Source organism: Pedobacter sp. NEAU-ZC8 (genome assembly GCF_059278965.1).
Map to the genome: position 1 here is coordinate 101019 of NZ_JCAJXC010000003.1, position 26406 is coordinate 127424.

At 43.6% G+C, this 26406-nt stretch carries 26 protein-coding genes; 13 read left to right on the forward strand and 13 right to left on the reverse strand.

The annotated features are described in order from the left end of the window. Positions 1-51: 51 nt before the first annotated feature. Genes AC5WJX_RS03625 through AC5WJX_RS03640 form a run of 4 tightly spaced genes read right to left on the reverse strand, consistent with a single transcriptional unit; the run spans position 52 to position 3295 of the window. Positions 52-1035, reverse strand: coding sequence for a YihY/virulence factor BrkB family protein (locus AC5WJX_RS03625; protein ID WP_494483391.1), 984 nt, complete (start codon positions 1033-1035; stop codon positions 52-54). Positions 1036-1047: 12 nt separating this feature from the next. After that, a complete protein-coding gene (locus AC5WJX_RS03630) occupies positions 1048-1452 on the reverse strand; it encodes an acyl-CoA thioesterase (RefSeq protein WP_494483392.1) in 405 nt (134 codons plus the stop codon). Positions 1453-1456: 4 nt separating this feature from the next. Beyond that, complete coding sequence (gene mltG, locus AC5WJX_RS03635; RefSeq protein WP_494483393.1) at positions 1457-2509, reverse strand: endolytic transglycosylase MltG; 1053 nt, start codon at positions 2507-2509, stop codon at positions 1457-1459. A gap of 15 nt (positions 2510-2524) precedes the next feature. Then, the gene (locus tag AC5WJX_RS03640; RefSeq protein ID WP_440429284.1) at positions 2525-3295 is read right to left on the reverse strand and encodes a PASTA domain-containing protein; all 771 of its coding nucleotides are present in this window, start codon (positions 3293-3295) and stop codon (positions 2525-2527) included. A gap of 98 nt (positions 3296-3393) precedes the next feature. Between AC5WJX_RS03640 and AC5WJX_RS03645 the strand changes: the two genes are divergently transcribed. Further along, on the forward strand, positions 3394-4380 hold the full coding sequence (locus tag AC5WJX_RS03645; RefSeq protein WP_494483394.1) for a D-alanine--D-alanine ligase: 987 nt from the start codon (positions 3394-3396) through the stop codon (positions 4378-4380). Between the two features lie 20 nt (positions 4381-4400). Here AC5WJX_RS03645 and AC5WJX_RS03650 read toward each other — a convergent pair whose 3' ends face one another. Together AC5WJX_RS03650 and AC5WJX_RS03655 are read right to left on the reverse strand one after the other, a co-directional pair. Next, complete coding sequence (locus AC5WJX_RS03650; protein WP_494483395.1) at positions 4401-5192, reverse strand: DUF3575 domain-containing protein; 792 nt, start codon at positions 5190-5192, stop codon at positions 4401-4403. A gap of 35 nt (positions 5193-5227) precedes the next feature. Further along, a complete protein-coding gene (locus AC5WJX_RS03655) occupies positions 5228-5647 on the reverse strand; it encodes an acyl-CoA thioesterase (protein WP_440429289.1) in 420 nt (139 codons plus the stop codon). A gap of 160 nt (positions 5648-5807) precedes the next feature. Between AC5WJX_RS03655 and rpsO the strand changes: the two genes are divergently transcribed. From rpsO to AC5WJX_RS03680, 5 genes are all read left to right on the forward strand, one after another. Further along, a complete protein-coding gene (gene rpsO, locus AC5WJX_RS03660; RefSeq protein WP_440429291.1) occupies positions 5808-6086 on the forward strand; it encodes a 30S ribosomal protein S15 in 279 nt (92 codons plus the stop codon). A 117-nt stretch (positions 6087-6203) separates the two neighbouring features. Continuing rightward, a complete protein-coding gene (gene pnp, locus AC5WJX_RS03665; RefSeq protein ID WP_494483396.1) occupies positions 6204-8342 on the forward strand; it encodes a polyribonucleotide nucleotidyltransferase in 2139 nt (712 codons plus the stop codon). 93 nt (positions 8343-8435) lie between these two features. Continuing rightward, positions 8436-9107, forward strand: a complete 672-nt coding sequence (gene rpe, locus AC5WJX_RS03670; protein ID WP_494483397.1) for a ribulose-phosphate 3-epimerase — start codon at positions 8436-8438, stop codon at positions 9105-9107. A 60-nt stretch (positions 9108-9167) separates the two neighbouring features. Then, positions 9168-10238, forward strand: coding sequence for a 3-phosphoserine/phosphohydroxythreonine transaminase (gene serC / locus AC5WJX_RS03675; protein WP_494483398.1), 1071 nt, complete (start codon positions 9168-9170; stop codon positions 10236-10238). Between the two features lie 2 nt (positions 10239-10240). Beyond that, positions 10241-11191, forward strand: a complete 951-nt coding sequence (locus AC5WJX_RS03680) for a D-2-hydroxyacid dehydrogenase (protein WP_494483399.1) — start codon at positions 10241-10243, stop codon at positions 11189-11191. 72 nt (positions 11192-11263) lie between these two features. Here AC5WJX_RS03680 and AC5WJX_RS03685 read toward each other — a convergent pair whose 3' ends face one another. Both AC5WJX_RS03685 and AC5WJX_RS03690 read right to left on the reverse strand, forming a co-directional pair. After that, positions 11264-11791 carry a hypothetical protein gene (locus AC5WJX_RS03685; RefSeq protein ID WP_494483400.1) on the reverse strand — a complete coding sequence of 176 codons (528 nt, stop codon included), beginning with the start codon at positions 11789-11791 and terminating at the stop codon, positions 11264-11266. A 38-nt stretch (positions 11792-11829) separates the two neighbouring features. After that, positions 11830-12606 (reverse strand): SAM hydrolase/SAM-dependent halogenase family protein, encoded by a 777-nt coding sequence (locus AC5WJX_RS03690; RefSeq protein WP_440429303.1) that lies wholly within the window; start codon positions 12604-12606, stop codon positions 11830-11832. Positions 12607-12709: 103 nt separating this feature from the next. On the opposite strand from AC5WJX_RS03690, the gene AC5WJX_RS03695 reads away from it, so the two are divergent. The 4 genes from AC5WJX_RS03695 (at position 12710) to AC5WJX_RS03710 (ending at position 16053) form a co-directional block, all read left to right on the forward strand. Beyond that, on the forward strand, positions 12710-13675 hold the full coding sequence (locus AC5WJX_RS03695) for a PhoH family protein (protein ID WP_494483401.1): 966 nt from the start codon (positions 12710-12712) through the stop codon (positions 13673-13675). Positions 13676-13739: 64 nt separating this feature from the next. Further along, positions 13740-14687, forward strand: coding sequence for a phosphoribosylaminoimidazolesuccinocarboxamide synthase (locus AC5WJX_RS03700; protein ID WP_494483402.1), 948 nt, complete (start codon positions 13740-13742; stop codon positions 14685-14687). Between the two features lie 28 nt (positions 14688-14715). Continuing rightward, on the forward strand, positions 14716-15138 hold the full coding sequence (locus AC5WJX_RS03705; RefSeq protein ID WP_494483403.1) for an STAS domain-containing protein: 423 nt from the start codon (positions 14716-14718) through the stop codon (positions 15136-15138). Positions 15139-15141: 3 nt separating this feature from the next. Beyond that, positions 15142-16053, forward strand: coding sequence for a ribonuclease Z (locus tag AC5WJX_RS03710; protein WP_494483404.1), 912 nt, complete (start codon positions 15142-15144; stop codon positions 16051-16053). Between the two features lie 6 nt (positions 16054-16059). Here AC5WJX_RS03710 and AC5WJX_RS03715 read toward each other — a convergent pair whose 3' ends face one another. The 3 genes from AC5WJX_RS03715 to AC5WJX_RS03725 are packed head-to-tail and all read right to left on the reverse strand — an operon-like array spanning position 16060 to position 18673. After that, positions 16060-17010, reverse strand: coding sequence for an MlaD family protein (locus tag AC5WJX_RS03715; RefSeq protein ID WP_440429310.1), 951 nt, complete (start codon positions 17008-17010; stop codon positions 16060-16062). Positions 17011-17027: 17 nt separating this feature from the next. After that, positions 17028-17828 (reverse strand): N-acetylmuramoyl-L-alanine amidase family protein, encoded by an 801-nt coding sequence (locus tag AC5WJX_RS03720; RefSeq protein WP_494483405.1) that lies wholly within the window; start codon positions 17826-17828, stop codon positions 17028-17030. Then, the gene (locus tag AC5WJX_RS03725; protein ID WP_440429312.1) at positions 17828-18673 is read right to left on the reverse strand and encodes an N-acetylmuramoyl-L-alanine amidase family protein; all 846 of its coding nucleotides are present in this window, start codon (positions 18671-18673) and stop codon (positions 17828-17830) included. Before AC5WJX_RS03725 ends, AC5WJX_RS03720 begins: the two co-directional genes overlap by 1 nt. A 92-nt stretch (positions 18674-18765) precedes the next feature. On the opposite strand from AC5WJX_RS03725, the gene AC5WJX_RS03730 reads away from it, so the two are divergent. From AC5WJX_RS03730 to AC5WJX_RS03740, 3 genes are read left to right on the forward strand one after another with little or no spacing between them, the layout of a single operon-like run. Then, positions 18766-21408, forward strand: coding sequence for a putative LPS assembly protein LptD (locus AC5WJX_RS03730; protein WP_494483406.1), 2643 nt, complete (start codon positions 18766-18768; stop codon positions 21406-21408). Between the two features lie 3 nt (positions 21409-21411). Continuing rightward, the gene (locus AC5WJX_RS03735) at positions 21412-22656 is read left to right on the forward strand and encodes a competence/damage-inducible protein A (protein ID WP_494483407.1); all 1245 of its coding nucleotides are present in this window, start codon (positions 21412-21414) and stop codon (positions 22654-22656) included. A gap of 60 nt (positions 22657-22716) precedes the next feature. Continuing rightward, the gene (locus AC5WJX_RS03740; protein WP_494483408.1) at positions 22717-24045 is read left to right on the forward strand and encodes a dihydrolipoamide acetyltransferase family protein; all 1329 of its coding nucleotides are present in this window, start codon (positions 22717-22719) and stop codon (positions 24043-24045) included. A gap of 58 nt (positions 24046-24103) precedes the next feature. Here the strand turns inward: AC5WJX_RS03740 and AC5WJX_RS03745 are convergent, their stop codons facing one another. Further along, positions 24104-25348 carry a homoserine dehydrogenase gene (locus tag AC5WJX_RS03745; protein ID WP_494483409.1) on the reverse strand — a complete coding sequence of 415 codons (1245 nt, stop codon included), beginning with the start codon at positions 25346-25348 and terminating at the stop codon, positions 24104-24106. Beyond that, positions 25348-26406 (reverse strand): homoserine O-acetyltransferase family protein, encoded by a 1059-nt coding sequence (locus tag AC5WJX_RS03750; protein WP_494483410.1) that lies wholly within the window; start codon positions 26404-26406, stop codon positions 25348-25350. The genes AC5WJX_RS03745 and AC5WJX_RS03750 overlap by 1 nt, the downstream gene beginning before the upstream one ends.

Here is a 26406-nt window from a genome sequence, read left to right on the forward strand (position 1 = left end):
CTTTTTTTCTGGAAAACGGGCTAAGGTCTTTAAAATGAGCGAGAATAAATTTTATTTGTGCAATTTATTCTCAATTTCCACCTCTTTTTTGAATCTGTTAAAGTTCGGTTTGATGATTTTTACGCTTCTTTTTGTCAGGTCTATGCTCGCATTTAGCTCAAATCCGAGCAATAGGATTAAAGAATTCAGGTATAACCAGATCATCATCACCAGCAAAGTTCCGATGGAACCATAGATTTTGTTGTAAGATCCAAATTGATTGATGTAAAACGAAAAGCCCCAAATGGTAAGGAAAGCCAGCACCGTGGCCAGGAATGAACCCGGGCTAAAGAATTTCCACTTCTTCGCATTTGCGGGGCCATAACGATACAACACGGATATGGTTACAAAGTAAAGTACACCCAATAGTGCCCATCGTGTAAGTTGTATAGCATAGTAGGTTAAATTTCCTTTGATATGTAGTTCGGTTTTGATGTAAGTCAGGGCGATCTCGCCGATCGTCATTGCACCGATACAGATGATCACCGAGAAGGCAATTACCAGGGTAAGGACGATCGCAATCACCCTTTGCTTTAACCAGGAACGTGTTTCGATGATCAGGGATGATTTGTTGAATGCCACCATGAGGTAATGAACACCATTGGTTGCAAAAATCAGGGACAGTAGAAAGCCCAAGGAAAGTAACTTGCCATTTTGAATCTTCACAATTTCCTCGATTGTGCTCTGGAACGCTTCAAAAGCCTTTGTCGGTAGGATCAGCGCAATAAGCGACATCAACTGATTCTGAAAACCATCGGGCAGGAAGGGGATGAGGGTGAAGAGAAAGATGATTGCAGGAAAAATTGCCAGCATAAAGTTGTACGCCAGCGAGGATGCCCGGTCGATTAGGGAATCTTTAGAAATCTCCTTAAAGAAAAAGCTTGCTACGGTGTAAATCGGAAGTGGACTGAAGCCTGGTAAAACATAAACCTTAGTCCATTCTATAAATAGATGATAGATACGTATTCGTAGTAACTGCTTATGTACCCATTCCATTTATGCAAATTGCTAAAAAAACCTGAGCATTCGCTCTACAAATGCAGGTGGAGGCAGACATGGCTTCTTCTTTTCCATATCGAAAAACACCAGGGTGGTTTTACCGATATTGATCAGTTCATTCTCCTCGTTGAAGATCTCATAGATAAACTTGATTCTGATACCCGGTTTTTCTTCGACGGTGGTCTTTATGGTGAGTTCCTGATCGTAGAATGCAGGCTTGATAAACTTGCTGTTGAGTTCCAGTAGGGGCATCATCACGCCGTCTTTTTCCATTTCCTGGTAGGTCATGCCCAGGCTCCTAAGCATCTCTACACGACCTACTTCGTAGTACTGTGCATAGTTACCATTGTAGACAAAGCCCATTTGATCCGTTTCACTATACCTTACCCTTATTGTTGTGCTGTGTGTGTACATGTATCTATCTGAAAATTTTACGTGCGTCTAAGGCTGCTCTATACTTTCTTGCATTCACTTCGTGTGCTGCACGCGTTTTAGCAAAATTATGATATCCGGAAAAATCTTCCTTCGCGCACATATAAATGTATTCGTGATTTTCTTTATTTAAGACAGCATCGATCGCAGCAATGCTGGGCATCATGATAGGTCCCGGAGGAAGTCCTGCATGCTTGTAGGTGTTGTATGGTGACTCGATGCGTAACAAAGGGCCCGTAACCCGGTTAACTGTAAAATCTCCATTTGCATAGATCACCGTTGGATCTGCCTGAAGTTTTATACCCTTGGAGAGACGATTCAAGTACAGTCCGGCGATAGTAGGCATTTCCTTATCATATAATGCTTCACCATCAACGATTGAAGCCAGGATCGTAACCTGTATCGGTGTAAGGTTTAGTGCTGTTGCCTTGTCCTTTCTCGCTGAAGTCCAGAATTTGGTGTATTCCTGATGCATTCTCTCCAGGAAATCTCCTGCAGCGGTATTCCAGTACATTTCGTAGGTATTTGGAATAAACATCGTGTAGAAATTCTCTTTGTCGAAACCATATTTTTCAATCACTGCATTTGAATCGAGGTAGTTGATGAAGGTCAGGGAGTCTGGCTCAAGTTGTCGGGAGAGGTAGCCTGCGAAGTTCTGCTTAGTCCGAAGTCCTTGAAATTTCAATTTAACGGGGTCCTGATTGCCGGCTTTGATCATATTGATCAGATTGCGGTTGTTCATGCCCTTTTTTAAGGTGTATTTACCTGGCTTTAGCCGGCTGAATAGTTCCATTTTCAAGGCTGCCTTCTGAAAAGCCTCTACGTTATTTAAGATCTTTTTCTCTTCAACTTCCTTAAGTAAGGCCTTCATATCAGAACCCGTACGCACGAAAAGGAATTTCTCGTTATCAGTTACATTTGGTGCGAAATAGGTGTTATAGAACTGCAAGCCTATGACCGCGCCTACAATTAGGATCAGGGCAGCAGCGGCAATTATAATTTTGTATTTGGTAGACAAGGTCTTTTTTTTGTTACTCATAAACAGGGATGCGTTCTAAAAGGATTGGTTAGACAATACAACGTTTACCGGTGTGCCGATTTTGACTTTGGATACAGAGTCTGTAACCACAGGCGTCTGCATGATGATCACCGCATTTGCAGTGTCGGTTACGGCACCTTCATAGGTTACAGTACCGAGCGCAAGCATGGAACCTCTAAGTGCAAAGCGGGCTTCGTCAATGGTTAAGCCTAACAGTGTTGGGATTTCAACTTCCTCATTTCCTCGGCCATCGCCCAATACAAGATCTATTCTGGATCCTTTTGGCAATACCTCGCCGGCTTTGATTTCCCGTCCGCCAAAAGATGCACTCAATACCACGTCACGACTTACATCGGCTTTGTAGGTGGTGTCCCCAATTTTCAGACCATAACCTTCCAGAAGCGGTTGTACCTCGCGGATTGACTTAAATTCGATATCCGGAAACTTTACATCCGGTGCAGAGCCTTTGTTGATGGTAAGATATATGGTACGGTTATCTTTCACGAAGGTGCCTGCGTCAGGATCCTGATCTATCACGATGCCCGGTGGTTTGTCCATAATGTACACAGAGTCTACTTCATATCGTAAACCAAGGCTCTCCAATTTGGTAACTGCCTGTGTGAAAGACAATCCTTTCAGGGCGGGTACATCAAGCCCCTGACCGTGTTTAGTATAATACCTTAAACTAAAAAAAGCAATCGAGAGTAGTACGGCTACGGTCAGGATTGCTGCAAGAAGGTTATTTCGGAAGGATTTAGTTTTTAGATAGGCTATAAATTTGCTCATTTCGGTTTGTAGATGTACATGGAAACTGGTCAAAAATAGGCTAAAAAAATATTTTATAGGAATTAAAATCATTTAGGGGTACTTATTTATATTTGGCCATGAAAAAAACCATAGCATTGCTTACCGGAGGTACTACCGGGGAGTGGGTAGTGTCTGTAAAGAGTGCAGCAACGATTGCGCATCATCTGGATGCGGACAAATATGACGTCTACAAAATCATGCTTACCCAACAGGGGTGGTTTTATGAACCTGCGGATTCCGTGAAGATCGAAGTTGATCGAAATGACTTTTCCATCACGATTAAAGGTCGTAAAGTGATGTTTGACGGTGTTTATATCGCTATTCATGGTTCTCCCGGGGAAGACGGTAAGCTTCAGGGATACTTTGATATGCTTGGTATTCCATATACCACCTGCGATGCCCTTACTTCTGCAATATCAATGAATAAAGGCTATACCAAAGCAATTGTGCAGAACATTGATAAACTTCATGTGGCAAAGTCTGTACAGCTGTTTGATCATACCCCATATAGCCTGGAAAACATTAAGTCTTCGTTAAAGCTTCCTTTATTTATAAAGCCGAACAATGGCGGCAGTAGTATTGGTATGAGTAAAGTGACCAATCAGTTTGATCTGAAAGGGGCGATTGAAAAAGCTTTTAAGGAAGACAAACAAGTGCTGATTGAAGAATTTATTTCCGGTCGGGAATTTTCGGTAGGGGTGGTGAAGCTTGATGGAAAGATCACTGTGCTACCCATTACAGAGGTAGAAACCGGGAAGGACTTCTTTGATTTTGAAGCTAAATACACTCCAGGCATGGCTAAAGAAACTACGCCTGCAAATCTGAGTGCTGTAACGCGCGACCGGGTGGCGGAAATCGTAAAGAATGTTTATTTAGTGCTTAACTGCCGTGGAGTGGTGCGGATCGACTTTATTTTATCCGGCACGGAAGAGGCATTCTATTTTATTGAAATTAACACCATTCCAGGCCAGACCGCAACCAGTTTCATCCCACAACAGGTGGCTGCTATGGGTATGAAACTGAATGATTTCTATACCAAATTGGTTAAGGAAACCATTGGATAATATTCTATTCCGGGTTCAGCTTAAAATCTGAACCCAACGGCTAATCCGGCACGTACACCGGCCCAGCCTCCATCAAAGTCCATTTTGGCTCCGGTATCCGTTACCTCGTACGTGTAATCGGTTAAAGGAATATCCAGATCAGCCAGTTGTTCCCGTAAATCTTGCTGCTCAAAAGGGCTTAGGTTCTTGGCACCATCTATCTTGCCTTTTGAAGCGCCGAAGTTTGGTCCAAGAATCCACCAGTCTAAATAAAACTTCTTAGATAATCGCCATTGAGCGCCGATCATGATACCGGCAGTATAGGTGTTCATACTTCCGCTAAGTGGCATAACATCCTGCGCTACGACGGTACTGGTTGTGGGATCAGTGATGTCATAGATGAAAGGCATCTCTGCGGTATAATGCGAGTAGCGTACGAAGGGAGCGAAATAGAAGCCGCTGAGTTGCTCTTTACCCAGGTAGTAACGGAACTCCGGGGTAATTGCAAAGCTACCAGTTTCCAGGTTACGCACATTCCGCCAGGTTTCATCATCATCGATAATGGACTCTAAAGTAGATTTAAATGGAAGGCTGGACTTTGGGGTTGCTCTAAAACCCAGTGCAAGCGAGCTTTTTCTGCTGATTGCCCGTTCATACTGTATGGAAAAGGTTTTCAGGAGCAAGGCTCCAGCATTCAGCTTAACCAGGTTAATCTGTTCGTAATCGTTTGTGTTTCTTGTTGCTTGTGCTGAGGTTTGCGCAAGGCTGTTTCTGGCAATGAAAGTGGACGAAACCACGGCCAGGCCCACAAGAGATTTAATTAAATATTTCATAGGTTAGGGATTTAACAAAATCTGGGATGATTGTCTTAAATGCTGTAAGCCCGGATCATCTCTTCACTTACCTTACAGCCTCTGCCGGTATTGGTGTCGATCAAAACATAATCGAAATAACCGTCTGATGCGATCTTGCCCGTTCGTACAGCCTCAATTTCAAATTGGACCCTGCAGCCTTTTTCATTGATGGTTAAGATACCGGTTCTAATCTTCAGAACATCACCCAGCAATAACGGACGTTTAAAGTCGACCATCGCGGTTCTTACCACCCAGCCAAAGCCACTTTTCAGGAAATCTTCCATTGGCATCTTATAGAATTTTTCCATTTGTTCGTAACGTGCGGCAAGTACATAATCAAAATATTTGCTGTTGTGGACATGCTGAAACATGTCGATATCATCAGGCCTAACGGTGAGTTGCGTTTCAAAAATGCTGTATTGATTCTTTTCCATCTATGTTTTATATGGCTGCAAAATTAGAATTCGTATCAATATTATGCCAATAATCGATTTTATGCCTATTTATACTTAATGATGTACTTGGTAATAAATAAAACATACGTATCTTTGTGCCTAATTAATTAAAAAATAAACACTTTAGTAACATTCAAGAATGTATTTAAGTAAAGAAGTAAAAGCCGACATCTTTAAACAACACGGCGAAGTAGAAACCAACACTGGTTCTGCTGAAGGTCAAGTAGCATTATTCACTTACCGTATTGCGCATTTGACAGAACACTTAAAGAAAAATCGTAAAGATTATTCTACGCAGTTATCATTGCAAAAACTAGTAGGTAAACGCCGCGGAATTTTGGCTTATCTGTTTAAGAAAGATATTGCTCGCTATCGTGCTATTATCAAAGCTTTAGGGCTTAGAGATATCATCAAGTAAGAGTAGTCATATCAAGAAAAGCCATTCTTCAGGGATGGCTTTTTTAATTTGAAAAATAAATTACCATACATAAATCCGGTGTGACAGAAAGAGGAAACACACCACAACACTTTTTAAATGAATGTAATAACAAAATCGTTCGATCTGGGCGATGGAAGAACAATCGAAATTGAAACAGGTAAATTGGCTAAACAAGCTGATGGAGCTGTTGTTGTAAAAATGGGCGACACGATGTTGCTTGCCACTGTAGTTTCTACAGTAGGTGCGAAAGCTGGCGTCGACTTCTTACCATTATCTGTTGATTACCAAGAAAAATATGCTGCTGCTGGACGTATTCCAGGAGGATTTTTACGCCGTGAGGCAAGGTTGTCTGACTATGAGATTCTGATCTCTCGTCTGGTTGACCGTGCATTGCGCCCAATGTTCCCTGAAGATTATCACTCGGATACGCAGGTAATGATTTCATTAATCTCTGCAGATAAAAATATTACACCAGACTGCCTTGCTGGTCTAGCGGCTTCTGCTGCAATCGCAGTGTCTGATATTCCTTTTAACGGACCGATCTCTGAAGTTCGTGTTGCGAAAATCGACGGACAGCTGGTTATCAACCCTTACTTAAGTGATCTTGAACGTGCTACCATGGAATTCCTTGTTGCAGGTACTGAAAACGACATTGTAATGGTTGAAGGTGAAGCAAACGAGATCTCTGAAGCTGAAATGGTGGAAGCTATTGAATTTGCACACAAAGCTATTGTGGTTCAGGTTCAGGTTCAGAAAGAACTTACTGAAGCAGTTGGTAAAACTGTTAAACGTACTTATTCTCATGAAGAGAGCAACCCTGAACTTAGAGAGCAGGTTTATGCAGCGACTTATGATAAGGTATATGCTATTGCAAAAAGCGGAACTTCTAAACACGAACGTGGTGATAAGTTCGGTGAGATCCTTATGGACTTCATTGCTTCTTTAGGCGAAGACATCGATGATGTTACTGGCTTCCTTTCAAAGAAGTATTTTCATGATGTGCAGTATGATGCCATCCGTAACCTTGTTCTGGATGAAGGTATCCGTCTAGATGGTCGTGATGTACGTACCGTGCGTCCGATTTGGAGTGAAGTAGGTTACTTGCCTGCAGCACACGGATCAGCAGTATTCACCCGTGGTGAAACACAATCATTAACTACCGTTACTTTAGGATCTAAAGATGATGAGCAAATGATTGATGGTGCATTTGTTAATGGTTACAACAAATTCTTATTACACTATAACTTCCCTGGTTTCTCTACTGGTGAGGTTCGCCCGAACAGAGGTGCTGGTCGTCGTGAAATTGGTCACGGTAACCTTGCTATGCGCTCTTTGAAAAAGGTATTACCTGGACTTGAAGAAAACCCATATACCATCCGTATCGTCTCAGATATTCTGGAGTCAAACGGTTCTTCATCTATGGCTACGGTTTGTGCTGGTACATTGGCACTTATGGATGCGGGTATTAAGATCAAAGCACCAGTTTCTGGTATCGCAATGGGCTTAATCACGGATGAGAAAACAGGTAAATATGCGATTCTTTCAGATATCCTTGGTGATGAAGATCACTTAGGTGATATGGACTTCAAGGTAACTGGTACTGAAAAAGGTATCGTTGCTTGCCAAATGGATTTGAAGATCAATGGTCTGAAATGGGAAGTTTTAACCAACGCTTTAAACCAGGCTAAAGAAGCACGTTTACACATCTTGAATGAGATGAAGAAAACGATTGCTGAGCCACGTGAGGATTACAAAGCACATGCGCCTCGTATCGTTTCGCTTACCATTGATAAAGAATTTATCGGTGCGGTAATCGGGCCAGGTGGTAAGATTATCCAAGAGATGCAACGTGAAACTGGCGCTTCAATTTCAATTGAAGAGGTTGGTAACAAAGGTATCGTGGAGATCTTCGCGGACAACAAAGCTGCAATTGATGCTGCTGTTGGTCGTATCAATGCGATTGCTGCTAAGCCAGAAATTGGTGCTACTTACGAAGGTAAAGTAAAATCAATCATGCCTTTCGGTGCATTCGTTGAGATTATGCCAGGTAAAGATGGTCTGTTACATATTTCTGAAATTGCTTGGGAGCGTTTAGAAACTATGGACGGCGTACTTAAAGAAGGCGATAGGGTTACTGTAAAGTTACTTGACGTTGATAAGCAAGGCAAAATGAAGCTTTCAAAGAAAGCGTTGATGCCGCGCCCACCGAAGCCAGAGGCTACGGAGAAGAAATAAGTTCTCGGAACATGTTATTCAGTTGACATACGAAACCCCGCAATTGCGGGGTTTTTTGTTATCCAAAAAGTTTATTTATTTATATTTACCACCATGAAACACCTTATAGCGCCATCTATTCTATCAGCGGATTTCGCCAATCTACAACGTGATACCGAAATGATTAATGCCAGTGAAGCCGATTGGTTTCATGTGGATGTGATGGACGGGGTGTTTGTACCTAATATATCTTTTGGCTTTCCCGTGATGAAAGCGATAAAGAAACATGCAACGAAGCCGCTGGATGTGCACTTGATGATTGTAAACCCAGATGCTTACATTGAGCGCTTTGCACAGGCAGGTGCGGAGGTCATAACCGTACATTACGAAGCCTGTGTTCACCTTCACCGTACCGTGCAGGCCATTAAGGCCGCGGGCTGTAAAGCTGGGGTCGCCATCAACCCCCATACCCCTGTTTCTGTACTTACAGACATCCTGGTAGATCTTGATCTGGTACTCATCATGTCGGTTAATCCAGGTTTCGGTGGTCAACGTTTCATTCACAACACTTACCGGAAGATCAGTGCACTTAAGGCGATGGCAATGACGGTTCATCCCAATCTTATCATCGAAGTGGATGGGGGTGTAGGCCTGCAGAACATCGGTCTGCTGGTTGAAGCTGGTGCTACAGCATTTGTTGCGGGCAGTGCTGTATTCGCCGCCGAATCCCCATCTAAAATGATCTCGAACCTTAAAAACGTTTCTACAGGTACGGTAAATCTCTAATTCCCCGTTTCATAGTCTACTAAAATACTATATTTACATCCATACAAACCCTTATACATAATGAGACATAATTTTGGCGCAGGACCCTGCATCTTACCACAAGAAGTATTTAAACAGGCATCTCAAGCGGTGCTTGACTTTAAAGATGGCTTATCCATTCTGGAAATTTCCCACAGAACTTCCGAGTTCGAAGCTGTAATTGAGGAGGCCCGTCGACTGGTAAAGGAATTGTTGAATGTGCCTGAGGGATATTCGGTGTTGTTCTTACAAGGTGGTGCAAGTTTACAGTTCGCTATGGTGCCAATGAACTTGTTGCCGGAAGGGCAGACAGCCAGTTACCTGGATTCAGGTGTGTGGGCAACAAAAGCAATCAAAGAAGTTGCTGCTTTCGGAAAAGCAAATGTCGTTGCTTCATCTAAATCAGACAACTATACGTTTGTGCCGAAAGGCTTTGAAATTCCTGCAGATAGCGCATACTTCCACTGTACTTCTAACAACACCATTTATGGTACAGAGATTTTTAACTTCCCGCAAACGAATGTTCCCATTGTTTGTGACATGTCCTCTGATATTCTAAGCCGCCAGATTGATGTATCGAAATTCGGATTGATCTATGCCGGAGCGCAGAAAAACATCGGCCCTGCGGGTTTAACCGTGGTGGTGGTGAAAGATGAACTTCTCGGTAAAAGCGGACGTAAGATTCCTTCCATGTTGGATTATAAAGTGCACATAGATGGCGGATCACTTTACAATACGCCTCCGGTATTTTCAATATACGTAGCCATGTTAAACCTTAGATGGTTGAAGTCGAAAGGCGGCGTTGCAGAAATTGAAAAAGAGAATATCGCTAAAGCTCAGGCATTATATACAGAGATTGACCGCAATCCATTATTTAAAGGAACTTGCAACGTTGAAGACCGTTCCAGGATGAACGTTTGTTTTGTGATGAACAATCCAGAACTGGAAAAACCCTTCTTAAAGTTTGTGGAAGAGAACGGTGTTGAAGGTCTGAAAGGACACCGCAGTGTTGGTGGATTCCGTGCTTCGATATACAATGCGCTGCCAATCACTAGTGTACACCATTTAATAGATTTAATGCAAACTTTTGCAGAAAAACACCCAAATCAATAATAATGATCAGAATACTTGCTAATGATGGGATTGATCCCACCGGTAAAGCTTTACTGGAACAAGCCGGATACGTTGTGGATACAGAAACTGTTCCTCAGGATAAATTAATAGAAGCACTTCAGAATTATGATGCCATCACCGTGAGAAGTGCTACCAAGGTTAGAAAAGATGTTATTGATGCATGTCCAAACCTGAAGCTAATTGGCAGGGGTGGGGTAGGCATGGACAATATTGATGTTGAATATGCACGTGGCAAAGGTGTTGCTGTAGTAAATACACCTGCGGCCTCTTCGTTATCAGTGGCAGAGTTGGTATTTGCTCATCTGTTTACTGGTGTTAGATTCCTGCAAGATGCCAACCGCAAGATGCCAGTAGAGGGTGCAAGTACATTTAACAAGCTAAAGAAGGCTTATGCGCCTGGTATCGAGCTCAAGGGCAAAACCTTAGGTGTGATTGGATTTGGTAGAATTGGCCGTGAGGCTGCTACAATAGCGTTGCGCCTAGGCATGAAGGTACTTGCTTATGACCTGCATCCATTTGCAGTTACCATAAAGCTGGATTTTCAAGGTGGTGTAGAGGTTGATATCCCAGTGGACACGGTTTCATTCGAAGATGTGATTCAGCATAGCGATTTTATCACGCTGCATACACCTTTCGCCGACAAACCAATTTTAGGTGAAGCAGAGTTTGCAAAAATGAAGCATGGAGTGGGGGTTGTAAACTGCTCCAGAGGTGGTACAATCGACGAAGCAGCTTTAATTGCTGCACTTGATTCTGGCCAGGTAGGGTTTGCAGGATTGGATGTATTTGACAATGAACCAACACCACAAACTGCAATCTTACAGCACCCAAAGATTTCGCTTACACCACATATTGGTGCTTCGACCAATGAAGCGCAAGAGCGGATTGGAACGGAGCTTGCAAACCTAATTATAAGCCATTTCAGTAAATAGGGTCAATACACGGCTGCAATCTTCAGAAGAACATTCAGCTATGACTTACAAAAGATAAAAAATAAGGAACGTTTAGGCGTTCCTTATTTTTTTGATCAATGCTACTTTTGTGTAGATAATATAGCCAGCAGCTACGAGTAGTGCTGCCATCAACAGAATCACATAGAAGGATGCATTTCCAGATTCTTTCTCCTGTTCACTAAGTTGCTTCCTGAGTATCTCATTTTGATCCTGCAGCTTTTTAATCGCTGCCATATAGGCGCTGATCCTTTCATCACTAGCCTTTGCATTGCTTTGCACCTGCTGTACTTGCAGGTCTTTATACTCCAGTAACACCTTCAGTTCTTTGAAGATATTATTGTCATTCAGTACAATTTGCCGTAGAATTTCGTTGGAGTTTTTAATGTCTTTTTTAGTCTGGAAGCCAAAAATACCAGTACGCTGATTCAGACTTTGATCGTATTGGCCGAACCTCGCGCTGCGTTCTTTTAATAGTTCATTGATCTTAAAGCGCTGCGTTTGATAGGAGTTGGTATCTACTTGTGCTTGAGCGAAAAATGTGAAGCAAAGCAGGCATACAAATAGCAAATGTTTAATCATACCTGTGGGATATCAAACTTTATGCCTTAGGATAAAAGCTAATGAAATTCGACTCTGACAATGTCATTCAGGTGCAAACCAAGTAGTCCGCTTGCTTTTCCTTTATTAATTGCAATTTCCAGATGATTACTGATGCCAAAAAGGCATAGTTTTTCACCTTCCGGCACCTCATTATAATGCCAGCTAAGTTGCGTGATCGTCTCACTTTTCCGAAAGTATAAGGTAAAGTCACGATTGCGCTGTACCCTAGTGAATAGGTCCTTGGTAATATTGGTAATTACATTGCAAAAAGTGTCTATATAAATCACACTTCCGCGGATAATGTCTTTTTCTATTACCGGATGTAAAAGCATGCGTTCCTCGATGCTATCTGCCGGTACGCCAATGTCTCTCATGCGTCCACCTTTAGCCAGATGTATGGCGGCCTTCACAAAGATGTCAACCAGGGGGAAGTGCAGATATTTAAGATCCTGCATGATGTTTAACTCTACGACTTCATCAGGTTCCTGGTCAAAAAGCAGCGAAAAAATACCATTATCTGCACCTACAAAATAGTGGTCCTGATGCTTCAATGCTACGTATTTCGAGCCTTCATTAAACACGGAATCTATCCCTATTAAATGGACTGTTCCTTTGGGGAAATAAGGATAAACATTCTTTAAAACAAAGGCTGCATAAGAGATGTTGAAGGAAGGTACTTCATGGGTCACATCAACAATATTGGCTGTAGGCATGATGCTCAGGATACTGCCTTTAAGGGCGGCCTGGTAGAAATCTTTGGAACCTAGATCCGTTGTTAAAGTGATAATGGCCATTAAAATTTGAATATTTATGCTTAATCTTGCCTATGTGGTAAAAAGCCTACAAATATTCAATTTTTAAATCAAAGTATAGACGTCTATCTTAAAAAACAATATTTTGAACGAAAAAAAACTGACATTAGAATCTGTAGATCCCGCACAATTTTGGGGTACCAATAACGAACATTACGAACTCATTAAGCTCGCTTTTCCGAAGCTTAAAATTGTTGCCAGAGGTACTGATATAAAGGTCCTTGGTGATGAACGTGAACTTCAGAATTTCGAGAATAAATTCAACGCGCTTGTTGCGCATCTTGACCGTTTTCGGTCGCTGACACCCTCCGATGTAGAGTCTATTTTACTTATCACCAAACCTGCTGAAAGTGACAATGCTCCGGCAGCTGAAAGACCTGCTTCAGGTACTGGCGAGGTGATCGTATTTGGCAATAGTGGCCTCATGATCAAGGCCCGTACGGCCAACCAGCGAAAGATGGTTGACAGCATCGTTAAGAATGATGTGCTATTTGCCATCGGACCTGCGGGTACTGGTAAAACCTATACCGCGGTGGCACTCGCCGTACGTGCATTGAAAAATAAAGAGGTTAAGCGGATCATCCTAACACGCCCGGCAGTAGAAGCAGGGGAGAGCCTTGGCTTCCTTCCTGGTGATCTGAAGGAAAAGGTAGATCCATATCTACGACCTTTATATGACGCCTTAGACGACATGATCCCTGCAGATAAGCTTAGAATGTATCTGGAGAACCGGACCATCGAAATTGCTCCTTTGGCATTCATGCGTGGTAGAACATTGGATAACTGCTTCGTGATCCTCGATGAGGCCCAGAACTCCACCGACCTTCAGCTGAAAATGTTCCTGACCAGGATGGGACCAACGGCGAAATTCATTGTTACTGGTGACGTTACGCAGATCGATTTACCAAAGAAGCAAATGTCGGGGCTGCACAACGCACTAAGAATCCTCGGAGATATTCCTGGTATTGATATCATCTATCTAACCGGGGAAGATGTGGTAAGGCATAAACTTGTAAAACGAATACTAAAAGCTTACGGCGATATTCAATAGCCGAGAGCTTCATTAATAACAGCCCCAAAAAGGCATCAAAATAAAACACGCGAATACCAACAGAATGAAGGCAATTAAAGAAACCAATTTCCAGTTTCCAGGACAAACAAATTTTTACAAGGGTAAAGTCAGAGACGTCTACACCATTTCGAACCAGTTTATGGCGATGGTGGTTACCGACCGTATCTCCGCCTTCGATGTCGTGCTCCCTGAAGCAATTCCCTACAAGGGGCAGGTTCTGAATCAGATTGCAGCCAAGTTTCTTGAAGCCACTAAAGATATTGTGCCGAACTGGGTATTGGCTGTGCCGGATGAAATGGTAACGATTGGCCGGATCTGTGAACCCTTCAAAGTTGAAATGGTGATCAGAGGTTACCTTGCAGGTCATGCCTGGCGTGAGTATAACGCCGGTAAACGCAGCGTTTGTGGCGTGTCTTTACCAGAGGGTTTGAAGGAAAACGATAGACTTCCCGAGCCAATCATCACGCCGACCACGAAAGCTGCCGTCGGGCACGATGAAGACATTTCCCGCGAAGATATTCTTGCGCAGGGCATTGTCTCACTTAAGGACTATGAACAGCTGGAAGCTTACACTCGTGCGCTCTACCAACGTGGAACCGAGATTGCAGCTTCACGTGGACTTATCCTGGTGGATACAAAATACGAGTTCGGTAAAGTGGGTGACCAAATCTATCTGATTGATGAGATCCATACCCCGGATTCCTCCCGCTACTTTTATGCTGAAGGATATCAGGAAAGGCAGGACAATGGAACTGCACAAAAGCAGCTTTCTAAAGAATTTGTCAGAAAGTGGTTGATTGAAAATGATTTTCAGGGTAAAGAAGGGCAAGTTGTACCTGTAATGACACCAGAGATCATTGAGTCCATATCCGAACGTTACATTGAATTATACGAACAAATAACCGGTGATCAGTTTGTGAAGAATGAAGCCGAAGACGTTTACACCCGAATAGAATCTAATATTCAGGAATGTCTGAGGTCCCTTTCCTAAACACAAACGCACCTAAATACAAAAACGAATGGCATTAATTGTTGATAAACACGAAAAGTACGTTGTTGTTAAGCTGAATGAGGAAACTTTTACCAACGACAATGCACCACTATTGAAATCTGAATTTATCCTGTTGAACTCTCAGGGATATCGTAACATCATCATGGATCTTTCTATGGTAAAGGATTGTGAGGATAGCCAGGACCTAAGCTGCCTGCTTGTTGGCGACCGCTTGTGCAAGAAGGCAAATGGACACTTCCTGATCACAGGTGTGAACGATTCGCTCGAGAAGATCATCGAAATCTCCGGTCTTGACGAATCCTTAAACTTTGTTGCTAAGCTGCGTGAAGCAGAGGACCTGATCTTCATGGAAGAAGTTGAAAAAGACCTTCTGGGTGGCGGAGCTGGTGACGAAGACGACGAAGATGATTTAGACGAAGAAGTGAAGTAACAAATGAAATTTGAGGTAACCATTTTAGGCAGTAGTTCTGCAACGCCGGTTTATAATAGAAACCCTACGGCGCAACTGCTCAATTGTAATGAAAAGTTCTACTTAATCGACTGCGGTGAAGGTACCCAACAGCAGCTAATTAAATATGGCATAAAATCCAGTAAGATTGACCACGTATTCATCAGTCACTTACATGGAGATCATTACTTTGGACTAGTTGGATTGCTATCAAGTATGCACCTCAACGGCCGGACCAAACCGATGAAGATCTTTGGTCCGGAACCCTTACTTGAAATATTAAACCTTCAGTTTAAACATTCCGACACAAGCCTTAAATTTCCAATCGAGTTTACCGCGGTACAGGCAAATAAACCTACCTGTATTTATGAGAACCAAGACCTAAGCGTGGAGACCATCATTTTAAACCACCGCATTCCCTGTACGGGTTTTAAGTTCAGAGAGAAGAAACGTCTTCGAAAACTGCTGGTCGAAAAACTCGAGGCAGATCAGGTGCCGATAGAATATTATCCCTTGTTAAAGCGTGGGGTAGACCTGGATCTTCCGAATGGCTCAACCATTCTGAACATCGACTATACCGTTGATTCCAACGAACCAAAAACCTATTGCTACTGTTCGGATACGCTTGCCGATGGTACTTACCTGGATAGCATCAAGAACAGTACAGTGCTTTATCATGAAGCAACGTTTTTACATGAACTATTGGACCGGGCAATTTTTACGCATCATACCACTGCTTTGCAGGCCGCTGAGATTGCGCAGCAAACCGGTGCAAGTAAACTTCTGATCGGACATTTCTCGTCCCGTTATAAAACACTGCAGCCGCTCCTTGATGAAGCGGCTGCAGTATTTCCGAATACCGAACTGGCACTCGAAGGTGTAACTTATCTGATTTAGTAATCTTTATTTATCTTTCTTTCCGCCTCCGAATACCGAGAAGTGTACGTAGCGCTTAGGATTTTCTCTCAGGTCAATCAGCAGATTATCCAAACTTTTTGAGGCATTATTCAGGTTATCATACATCTGCCGGTCGTTCACCAGTAAACCTAAACTTCCCTGTCCCTGGTTAATCTTGCCCACGACGCCCTGCAACTCGGCAACCGCCTGATTAGCGTTGTCGATCGTCTGCTTGAAGTTAGCGGCAGCAACCTGATCGGTTACAGTATTCAAGTTATTCAGAATTGAATTGATCTTCTCGTTGTTGTTTTTCAGGTTATTTGAAATCGATACCGCATTATTCATGATCGCTTCAACTTTAGAACTTTCGGTACCAACCATACGATCAACCTTTTTTGAAGTTGCTTCTAAGGAAGCAAGCGTAGAAGCAATGCTGTTAAAGCTTTTGTCAACATTCTTTTGGAAGTTCGGATTCATGATGGAATTGATCGAGGTCAGGATGGAATCTAACTTTCCGACCATCACTTCTGCTTTTTTCTGCACGGGTTCAACCGCTTCCATCAGGTTCTTCTCGACATTGGCATTCAAGGTATCGCCTTCCTGTGCGAACACGGTGCCGGTGCCAAGTCCCATAACGATTGCTTTGCTACCTAAAAGGTCAGTGCTCTCCAGGCGTGCAATGCTGTTTTTAGGAATGTCGTATTTGCCATTGATCTTCAGTGTTGCAACGATTGAACCGTCGGGCTGTAGTTGTAATTTGTCTACGCGACCAATTTGAAATCCATTAATCAGCACTGGCTTGGATACTCCTAAACCGTCAACCCTTGGGTATTTGGCATATAGTACCGTCTCGTTGGAAAAAATGGAATTGCCTTTTAGAAAGTTATACCCGATGATTAATAAGGCTATGGCAAAGGCAGCTAGTATGCCCACTTTGGTTTCGTTTGCTATTTTCACTCGATCCTGGTTTTTATTTATTCGTTTTGTTGTTTGTATTTTTTCACTGCGTTAAAGATGGCATCGACAATCTCATTCTGGCCCTTTTCCGAATTCATATATTTCTCCTCCGCAGGATTGCTGATGAAGCCAATTTCCGTGAGCACAGCCGGCATTCCCGCGCGCTGTAGGATCAATAAACCCTGCTCTTTAACGCCCCTGTTTATCCTGTCGTTCTTTTCATAATTCGACTGGATCAACTTCGCAATTTCAGTGCTCTTAGCCCTGAAGTTATTTCTAAACAAAGAAAGTATTATAAAAGTTTCAGGATCGTTTGGATCATACCCGTCGTATTTTTCCTTATAGTTCTTTTCAAGCTTAATATCCGCATTCTCCCGAATGGCTACATTCTGCTCATCTATGCGGTGTAAACCCGCCACGAAGGTCTCCGTTCCATAGGTTGATCTGGCTCTTGAACTCGCTACGGAGTTACAGTGGATCGATATGAAGAGGTCTGCCTTCGCATTATTGGCAATTGCTGCCCGCTTAAGGAAATCTACATCCACGTCAGTTTTTCTGGTGAATAACACCTTCATCTCAGGCATATCTTCCTCAAATCTTTTTCCCAGTTTTAGCGCTACTTCCAGGGCTACGTTTTTCTCCGTCGAGAAAGAGCCCCTGGCGCCAGGTTTGTTACCGCCATGGCCCGGATCTATTACAATTGTTTTTACCCGGTAGTTCTCACCTTGTGCCTTTACTGCTAAACTACTACCAACCAATAATGTGCAAACAAAAAATCTAAAGTATTTCCGCATTTCCTTCCTACAAATTCCGCTCATTAATTATGTTCTACCGTTTTTCTATATGTTGAAATTGCATTGAATAGTCCTCTGGTGATCTCCGCCTGACCAAGTTCGGAGTTCATATATTCTTCTTCTTCGGGATTGGAGATAAAGCCTATCTCCGTCAAAATCGCCGGCATACCCGCTCTCGCCAACACAGCGAGACTTTTCTCCTGTACGCCGCGGTCTATGCGACCAGCCTTAACATATTCATTCTGCACCATCTTGGCGAAGTTTAAACTAGCCTCGCGGAAGTTATTCTTCATCAACGAAAGTATGATATAATTCTCAGGATTGTTCGGATCAAAGCCCTGATAATTTTCCTGATAGTTCTCTTCGAGTAGAATGGCTGCGTTCTCCCTTTTTATCACCTCATCCTGCTCATTCATCCGGCCCATACCAGAAACAAAGGTTTCCGTTCCGCGGGTGGAAGTACTCTTTCTATAAACTGTCTTCCTGATCGGTACCCGTTTTCCGCTTTTTAGCTTGCGGTAACCTGTTGTTACGGTACTCCGGCGAAGGGGCATATCGTTGCAGTGGATGGAGATAAAAAGATCCGCCTTAGACTCGTTGGCAACGCCGATGCGGTCGTATAATGGCACAAAGACATCTGAAGTACGGGTATAAACCACCCGGACATCAGGCATTTCGGCTTCGATGAGCTTTCCGAGGTTTAGAGCGGTTTTTAAAGCAACTTCTTTTTCAGTAGAAAAGGCACCTCTAGTGGCGCCGTCTTTGCCACCGTGACCCGCATCGATGACGATGGTTTTTATTTTGTATCCCTGGCTAAAGGCTTGATTATCAAAGGAGATGATGGTTAGCAGAGAAATAAATACCATCATTATAGCATTTGGACTTATCAATGGTATATTTTTGATTAATTTTGGACGTTTTGGATTATACATTAATGCAAAAATAACATTCACACACGAATTTGAAACTTTTACGGTCAATCATTTTAGTTACCTCATTCATTTTATTAGCTGTAACAGGTAATAAATCCTATGGCTTTGCGGGCCTGGCGATGATCCAGGTTATACCACAGCAAGATACCCTGAACCAAGATACGGCTAAGCGCCAGACGCCTCCTGCAGGAGGTTTAAGTGATAGGGTAGAAACCTATGCACGCGACTCTACAAAATACAGCAAAGACCGAAGCATCATGTATTTGTATGGAAATGCACGCGTCGTTTACCAAAGCTTTGAGCTTGATGCAGAGTACATTCGATACGATTCCAAAAACAACACCATCTTCGCCAGCGGTTTGAAGGACGAGAAAGGACGTTACTACGGTAAACCAATCTTCAAGATGGAACAGGAAGGCTCATCCGTTGCTGACTCATTGCTTTACAATACCAAATCAGGAAAGGGTACCGTGTACAACACCTTCACCGAACAGGAGGGTGGTTTCTTTTCCGGAGGCCAGAGTAAGAAACAACCCGATGATGAGATCCATGTAAAGGGGATGACCTATAGTACCTGTAACCTGCCACATCCACACTTCGGTATTTATATCACCAAAGGGATCGTTGCAGAACATCAGATCATTACCGGACCTGCTTACCTTAAAATTGAAGATATCCCGATTCCCATAGGTCTTCCCTTTGCATTCTTTCCTAAGCCCAATAAAAAGTCCTCCGGAATCATTCTGCCGAGTGTTGGTGAAGATGCTACACGAGGATTCTTCCTTCGCGATGCCGGTTATTACCTAGGTTTCAATGATTACCTCGATGCCCGCATTATGGGGACCATTTTTACCCGGGGATCCTATGAAGCCAACATCAACTCCAATTACCTGAAGCGGTATAAATACAACGGTAACGTCAATATATCGTATGCAAGCACCAGAAACGGACTTGAAGGTACACCGGAGTACGAACCGCAGAAAAACTTCCATATCAACTGGACCCATAGCCAGAATGCGAATGCAAATCCCGGAACCGTTTTTAGTGCTTATGTGAATGCAGGAACATCTTCTTATAACCGGGCTACGGCTGCTGGAAATACCTATGACGTTCGTGCCATATCGCAAAATACCCTCGCTTCCAGTGTGAGCTACGGAAAAACCATGGGCATCTTCAATCTTACGGCGGCATTAGGGCACAGCCAGGAGATCCAGAGTAAAACCATAAGCTTAACCTTGCCGCAGGTAAACCTAAGTATGAATACCATCAATCCTTTTGATTCCAAGAATAGGGTTGGGGAACAAAAGTGGTATCAGAAGTTAACGCTTGGTTATTCCTTGCAGGCCAATAATACGGTAAGTACAACTGAAGACAAGCTTTTTGATAAAGACGGGTTTAAAAGGTTCCAGAATGGTTTTAACCACAACATTCCAATCAGTTTACCATTCAACGTTGCAAACTATTTCAATTTCAACGTGAATGCGCAGTACAATGAGCAATGGCACTTTCAGTCTGTGCAACAGAAGATGTTGAGACTGGTGAACCGCCCTGACTCATTAACTTACGATACCATACAAGGATTCAAACGTTCCGGAGAATATAACATCGGTATCGGTATGTCTACCAAGATCTACAACCAGGCACAGTTTGGTAGTTCAAGTAAGATCAGCGCCATCAGACATGTCATGACGCCAAACTTTAACCTGAGCTATAAACCGGACTTTTCCGATCCTAGAAAAGGGTATTACAACGAACTTCGCTATCAGGATGGTAGTCCGGTACTTGATCCTTCTTATCCGGGAAGAAATCGCAGGTATTCCATCTTTGAAAGAACCCTTTACACCGGACCTTCGCAAGGGGAGCAGGCGTTGCTGAGCTTTGGATTAGACAACACCGTTGAAGCGAAAGTAAGGTCAGACAAAGACACCACCGGTACAGGGTTCAGGAAGATCCCAATAATCCAGGGTTTGAACTTCTCGGGATCTTATAACTTCCTGGCACCGGCTTTCAAGCTTTCCACCATCTCTTTCAGTGGCCGTTCTCAGTTTACAGATAAACTGGGGATTAACTATAATGGTATCCTGAACCCTTATCAGGTAGGCGACACCATAATCAACAGCCGGATCACGAAAAGGTTGGTCGACCAGTACACCATTCCACGTTTAACCAGCTTTGGTTTTTCATTCGATTACAGTCTCAATCCTGAATCTTTCAAACGGAGAAACGAAAACATCGACCGGGTGAATGAAGAAACCGTTAAAACGGGCCGCACACCTGAACAGGATGCACAACTTCGGGCCATCAGTAGAGATCCTAACGCCTTTGTAGACTTCAATATTCCATGGAACTTTGCCTTTGCGTACAGTTTCCAATATTCTACCAGTCCGGAAGGCACAAACTCCAGAATCACCAATGCATTAACTTTCAATGGCGATTTCAACTTAACCGAAAAACTGAAAGTACAGTTTAACTCTGGTTACGATTTCGAACGAAAGGACATTTCATTAACCAACATCGCGATCTATCGTGATCTACATTGCTGGGACATGAGTATCAACTGGGTACCTTTCGGTTATTACAAGAGCTATTCTATTACCATCAAAGTTAAAGCATCAATTCTTCAGGACCTTAAGTTAAGCAAACAACAAGGTTACTACTCGCGTTATGACTAACATATGCTAGCAGAAATTATTACCATCGGAGATGAAATTCTCATAGGGCAAATCGTTGATACGAACTCTGCCTGGATGGCTCAAACGTTAAACAACATTGGCATCCGGGTAAAACAGATCAGCTCGGTATCGGATGATGAACAGCACATCCTTGATGCGTTGAAACTTGCCGAAAGTCGCGCCGAGGTGATCCTGATCACCGGCGGACTTGGACCCACAAAAGACGATATCACGAAGCGCACCCTGGCCAAGTACTTTAACATGGGCTTCCGTCGGGATGAAGAAACGTTAGAACAGGTGTCAGCCATCTTCCAAAGAGCCAACCGGCCGATGATTGAGCTCAATCGCATGCAGGCGGATGTTCCTGATGGCTGTGTGGTGGTGCCCAACAGGAACGGTACGGCTCCCGGCATGTGGTTCAATGAACACGGAAAGATCTTCGTTTCCATGCCAGGTGTACCCTATGAGATGATGTACATGATGGAAGAAGAAGTGTTGCCACGTTTGAAGGCCGCACTGAACCTTCCATTCATCTACCACAAGACCATACTGACCGCTGGCATCGGTGAGTCTTTCCTAGCCTTGCGGATTGCGGAGATCGAAGCAGCACTACCGGAATATATTAAGCTTGCATACCTGCCTAAACTCGGACAAGTGCGGCTACGTTTAAGCGGAAGTTCGAGAGATGAAGCACAGCTGCATACCGACATTGATCGGTACTCCAGAATGATTGCAGATGAGGTCCGCGAATTTGTGGTGGTTGAAGATGATATCCCATTAGAAAAAGCAGTATTGGATATCATGAAATCCAGGAAACTCAGCCTATCTACTGCAGAAAGCTGCACTGGCGGCTACATTGCACACCTTTTAACCAAACACCCGGGAAGTTCGGCAGTATTCAGCGGCGGTGCCGTCACGTATGCTAACGACCTGAAGATGGCTGTACTTGGTGTACAGGCTTCAACCCTCATGGAATTTGGTGCGGTAAGCGAACAAACCGTAAAAGAGATGGCCTTGGGTGCCTTGCAAAACTTCAAGACAGACTATGCGATATCCGTTAGCGGTATTGCTGGTCCCGATGGTGGTACACCGGACAAACCCGTTGGCACCGTGTGGATTGCAGTAGCAAGCAGGCATGGTGTGGAAGCCAGGAAATTCAATTTCGGCAATAAACGCACACAGAATATTGAACGTGCTGCTGCCTCTGCATTAACCTTGCTTTTAAGCCGCCTTAAACTAGATCAATAATAAGTTCCCGAAAACACTTACTTTTGCTGGGAAAACCAAATAATAATTTACCGAATTAAAATGGCTCAATACGAATTACTGTTACCCAAAATGGGGGAGAGCGTTGCAGAAGCAACCATTATCAAATGGACCAAACAACCTGGTGAGCGCATTGAACTGGATGATACCATACTCGAGATTGCTACCGATAAAGTCGATTCTGAAGTTCCTGCGCCAGTTGCCGGAACCCTTGTCAAGCAGCTCTATAAAGAAGACGAAATTGTACAAGTAGGTGCAGTAATCGGGATCATTGAAACGGCAGAGGGCGAAGCCACAACTCCGCCAGCTGTAGCTACAGAAGAGGTCAGCGAACTTCCGGAAGTTCCACTTCCTGCAGCCCTGACACAAGAGGCGCCAGCTCAACAAGCAACAATGACCGAAAGCAGTACCAGCGGAGATCGTTTTTATTCGCCCTTGGTCAGGAACATTGCTGCGCAGGAAAATATATCCAATGAAGAGCTTGATCAGATTGAGGGCTCAGGCGCCGAAGGCCGCCTGACCAAAGACGATCTATTGAAATATATCGCAGCGCGGGACAACAGTAGTACACCAAGCCCGGCAGCACCTGCTTCACAACAAATACCATCAACACCAGCAGCTGTAGCTAAGCCAGCAGCAGCAGCAGCAGTTAGCGTAAGTGGCGGTGATGAGATTGTCGAAATGGATCGCATGCGTAAACTGATCGCCGATCACATGGTGATGAGTGTACAGACTTCTCCGCATGTAACTTCATTCGTAGAAGCTGACGTAACCAATATGGTGCTCTGGCGCGACCGTGTAAAGAAGAACTTCGAAAAACGTGAAAACGAGAAGATCACCTTTACACCAATCTTTGTAGAAGCCGTTACGAAAGCCATAAAAGATTATCCGATGATCAATGTATCTGTAAACGGTACCCAGATCATCAAAAAGAAAGACATTAATATTGGAATGGCCGCGGCTTTACCAAGCGGAAATCTTATTGTCCCTGTGATCAAAAAGGCCGATCAGCTAAATCTGGTAGGGCTGACCAAATCAGTGAACGATCTGGCAAGCCGTGCAAGGAATTCCAAACTAAAGCCAGATGAAACCCAGGGTGGTACCTTTACCATTACGAATGTGGGATCTTTCGGTAACATCATGGGTACGCCGATCATCAATCAGCCGCAAGTGGCTATCCTGGCTGTTGGCGTGATCAAAAAGAAACCTGCAGTACTCGAGACGGAGTTTGGTGATGTAATCGCCATCCGACATATGATGTATCTGTCCTTGTCTTACGACCACAGGGTAGTAGACGGCGGGCTAGGTGGCTCTTTCGTGAAACGAGTTGCCGAGTACCTTGAAAACTGGGACATCAATCGCGAAATCTAAAATATCTTGTAAATAAAAAGGGCCGGTAAAACCGGCCTTTTTCATTAAACAAACAAAACTAATTAAGTATTAGCGCTTCTTCATCTGCAGCAATCTCCAGCGCTGCTTCCGAAAAGGAGTAATCTCCAGTATGTGCAATAAAGACATCCCCATGTTCCAGAAGATCTTTATTCTTTAACAAATTCTCCAGGCTTACCATCCCGATTACATACTTGTAATCGTTCCGGCTAAACCGCTCAACAATATCACTCACCTGCAGCTTTTCTAAAGTGCTTTCTTCCACATAGCGGATGTAAACCTCTATATTCACCTTATTGGAATGGCTAAGGCTGCCTTGACGGTGATACTTCTTGTACTCGTACCGGTAGCCGTACCTTAAAGCAGTGATGTCAGATAAAACAGCTGATCCTGTCGGATGTCCTCCAGCGCCTTTACCAAAAAAGAACTGCTTGTCTGCAAATGCGGCCTGCACGGTTACACCATTGTATTCATTTTCTACATTGTACAGGAAGTCGTCCGGTTTGATGAATTTTGGCAATACATAGGTGATCAACTCTGAACTGCCAATCTTTTTCGCAGTAGGTACAAGTTTAATCTTGTAGCCCTTTTCCTTTGCGTAGCGGATATCATGGTCTGAGATGTGCTGTATGCCGACGTTGAGGATATCCTCCGGCTTCAGGAACAGGCCATAAGCATGTGCAGCAACAATGGTCAGCTTAAATTTAGGGTCATAGCCACCCACGTCTAAGATCGGATCAGTTTCTGCAAATCCAAGATCCTGTGCCTGTTTTAAAGCGACATGGTAGTTCAGCTTTTCATTGAATATTTTTGAAAGTATGTAGTTTGATGAACCATTGAAGATACCACTGATCCCATGCAGAAGCTCATTATCGTAATATTCTTCCAGGTTTCGGATGATCGGAATACTGCCGCAAACAGAACCTTCATAAAGCAATGAGGTACCATGCTTCAGCTGCAGGTCAACCAACTCGGCCAAATGGATCGCTATCATTTTTTTATTAGCGGAAACAACATGTTTGCCGCTGCTTAGCGCCTTTTTTGCAATTTCAAAGGCGACATCTGCATCGTCTATCAGTTCAACGATGGTATTAATTTCCGGGTGATCGAAGATCTCCTGGTGATTGGTGGTAAATAAGGAAGGGTCAAGACTCCTTTTCTTCTCTGGGTTTTTGATGGCAATCTTGATGATCTCCAGATTTAGGTCTTGTCCAAGAATTACGTCATGTAAACCCTGACCAACAACGCCAAAACCAAAAAGTCCAATCTTTATTTTTTCACTCATTATGCAGTCTGTATTAATTTTACAATTTTCTTATTTGCGTGCTCCTTAAGGAAGTTACTGATCAAGCCCGTAAGTGCCTGTGTCTCGATCAAGAAGCCGTCGTGGCCATACGCAGAGTTAACCAGGTGGTACTTCGCGCCGGGAATATGTTGTGCAATGAATTCTTGCTCGGACACCGGGAACAGTACGTCATTCTGAATCCCGATCACCAGGGTATTCGATTTAATTGCTGCAAGTGCAGCAGTGATGCTTTGTCGGCCGCGGCCAACATTATGGCTATCCATGACTTTGGTAAGATACCAGTAGCTGTAAGCGTTGAAGCGCTTAACCAGCTTTTCCCCTTGATAATTTTGGTAGGAGGAGGCCCGGAAATCACCGGTTTTCTCATTGGAACTTTCCAATTGCGTAGCCCCATAAGCTTCATAGGTGCGATAGGACAGTAAAGCTATGCTACGCGCGGTTTTAAGCCCTTTATTCCCACCGTCCTTTTTCTGTGCATAAAAGCTTCGGTCAGTCGCTATCGCGAGCCGCTGACTTTCATTAAATGCAATGCCCCATGGGGAATGCACAGCATTACATGCCAACAGGACCAGGTTTTCAATTTCCTTATTGGCCATGATGGCCCATTCGAGCGCCTGTTGTCCTCCAAGGGAACCCCCAATTAAAACCTTGATCGTTTCAATCCCAAGATGGGCGGCGAGCAGCTGATGTGCTTTCACCAGGTCACGGATGGTAAACTCAGGAAAGGAAAGATAGTAGGCATTGCCCGTAATTGGATTTACAGACAAAGGATTAGTCGTCCCGTAATGGGAACCAAGTACATTGGCACATATGATATAGTGTTCTTCAGGATTGAACAACTCTTTCTTACCGAAGAGCCCTGTCCACCAGCTAAAGACATCTGAATTCGCCGTCAGTGCGTGACAAACCCAGATCACGTTATCTTTTTTTGCATTCAGCCGGCCATAAGTATGGTAAGCAACTCTGAAGTTCTTCAGTTGCTTACCACTTTCGAGTGTCAGGCCTTCTGCGGCATGAAAATATTGTACTTCGCTCAT

What these genes read in the sequence shown, in the direction of transcription:
- AC5WJX_RS03625 (WP_494483391.1), bottom strand. Translation starts at nt 1,035, where the DNA reads ATGGAATGGGTACATAAGCAGTTACTACGAATACGTATCTATCATCTA.
- AC5WJX_RS03630 (WP_494483392.1), bottom strand. Translation starts at nt 1,452, where the DNA reads ATGTACACACACAGCACAACAATAAGGGTAAGGTATAGTGAAACGGAT.
- mltG (WP_494483393.1), bottom strand. Translation starts at nt 2,509, where the DNA reads ATGAGTAACAAAAAAAAGACCTTGTCTACCAAATACAAAATTATAATT.
- AC5WJX_RS03640 (WP_440429284.1), bottom strand. Translation starts at nt 3,295, where the DNA reads ATGAGCAAATTTATAGCCTATCTAAAAACTAAATCCTTCCGAAATAAC.
- AC5WJX_RS03645 (WP_494483394.1), top strand. Translation starts at nt 3,394, where the DNA reads ATGAAAAAAACCATAGCATTGCTTACCGGAGGTACTACCGGGGAGTGG.
- AC5WJX_RS03650 (WP_494483395.1), bottom strand. Translation starts at nt 5,192, where the DNA reads ATGAAATATTTAATTAAATCTCTTGTGGGCCTGGCCGTGGTTTCGTCC.
- AC5WJX_RS03655 (WP_440429289.1), bottom strand. Translation starts at nt 5,647, where the DNA reads ATGGAAAAGAATCAATACAGCATTTTTGAAACGCAACTCACCGTTAGG.
- rpsO (WP_440429291.1), top strand. Translation starts at nt 5,808, where the DNA reads ATGTATTTAAGTAAAGAAGTAAAAGCCGACATCTTTAAACAACACGGC.
- pnp (WP_494483396.1), top strand. Translation starts at nt 6,204, where the DNA reads ATGAATGTAATAACAAAATCGTTCGATCTGGGCGATGGAAGAACAATC.
- rpe (WP_494483397.1), top strand. Translation starts at nt 8,436, where the DNA reads ATGAAACACCTTATAGCGCCATCTATTCTATCAGCGGATTTCGCCAAT.
- serC (WP_494483398.1), top strand. Translation starts at nt 9,168, where the DNA reads ATGAGACATAATTTTGGCGCAGGACCCTGCATCTTACCACAAGAAGTA.
- AC5WJX_RS03680 (WP_494483399.1), top strand. Translation starts at nt 10,241, where the DNA reads ATGATCAGAATACTTGCTAATGATGGGATTGATCCCACCGGTAAAGCT.
- AC5WJX_RS03685 (WP_494483400.1), bottom strand. Translation starts at nt 11,791, where the DNA reads ATGATTAAACATTTGCTATTTGTATGCCTGCTTTGCTTCACATTTTTC.
- AC5WJX_RS03690 (WP_440429303.1), bottom strand. Translation starts at nt 12,606, where the DNA reads ATGGCCATTATCACTTTAACAACGGATCTAGGTTCCAAAGATTTCTAC.
- AC5WJX_RS03700 (WP_494483402.1), top strand. Translation starts at nt 13,740, where the DNA reads ATGAAGGCAATTAAAGAAACCAATTTCCAGTTTCCAGGACAAACAAAT.
- AC5WJX_RS03705 (WP_494483403.1), top strand. Translation starts at nt 14,716, where the DNA reads ATGGCATTAATTGTTGATAAACACGAAAAGTACGTTGTTGTTAAGCTG.
- AC5WJX_RS03710 (WP_494483404.1), top strand. Translation starts at nt 15,142, where the DNA reads ATGAAATTTGAGGTAACCATTTTAGGCAGTAGTTCTGCAACGCCGGTT.
- AC5WJX_RS03720 (WP_494483405.1), bottom strand. Translation starts at nt 17,828, where the DNA reads ATGAGCGGAATTTGTAGGAAGGAAATGCGGAAATACTTTAGATTTTTT.
- AC5WJX_RS03725 (WP_440429312.1), bottom strand. Translation starts at nt 18,673, where the DNA reads ATGATGGTATTTATTTCTCTGCTAACCATCATCTCCTTTGATAATCAA.
- AC5WJX_RS03735 (WP_494483407.1), top strand. Translation starts at nt 21,412, where the DNA reads ATGCTAGCAGAAATTATTACCATCGGAGATGAAATTCTCATAGGGCAA.
- AC5WJX_RS03740 (WP_494483408.1), top strand. Translation starts at nt 22,717, where the DNA reads ATGGCTCAATACGAATTACTGTTACCCAAAATGGGGGAGAGCGTTGCA.
- AC5WJX_RS03745 (WP_494483409.1), bottom strand. Translation starts at nt 25,348, where the DNA reads ATGAGTGAAAAAATAAAGATTGGACTTTTTGGTTTTGGCGTTGTTGGT.
- AC5WJX_RS03750 (WP_494483410.1), bottom strand. Translation starts at nt 26,406, where the DNA reads ATGAGCGAAGTACAATATTTTCATGCCGCAGAAGGCCTGACACTCGAA.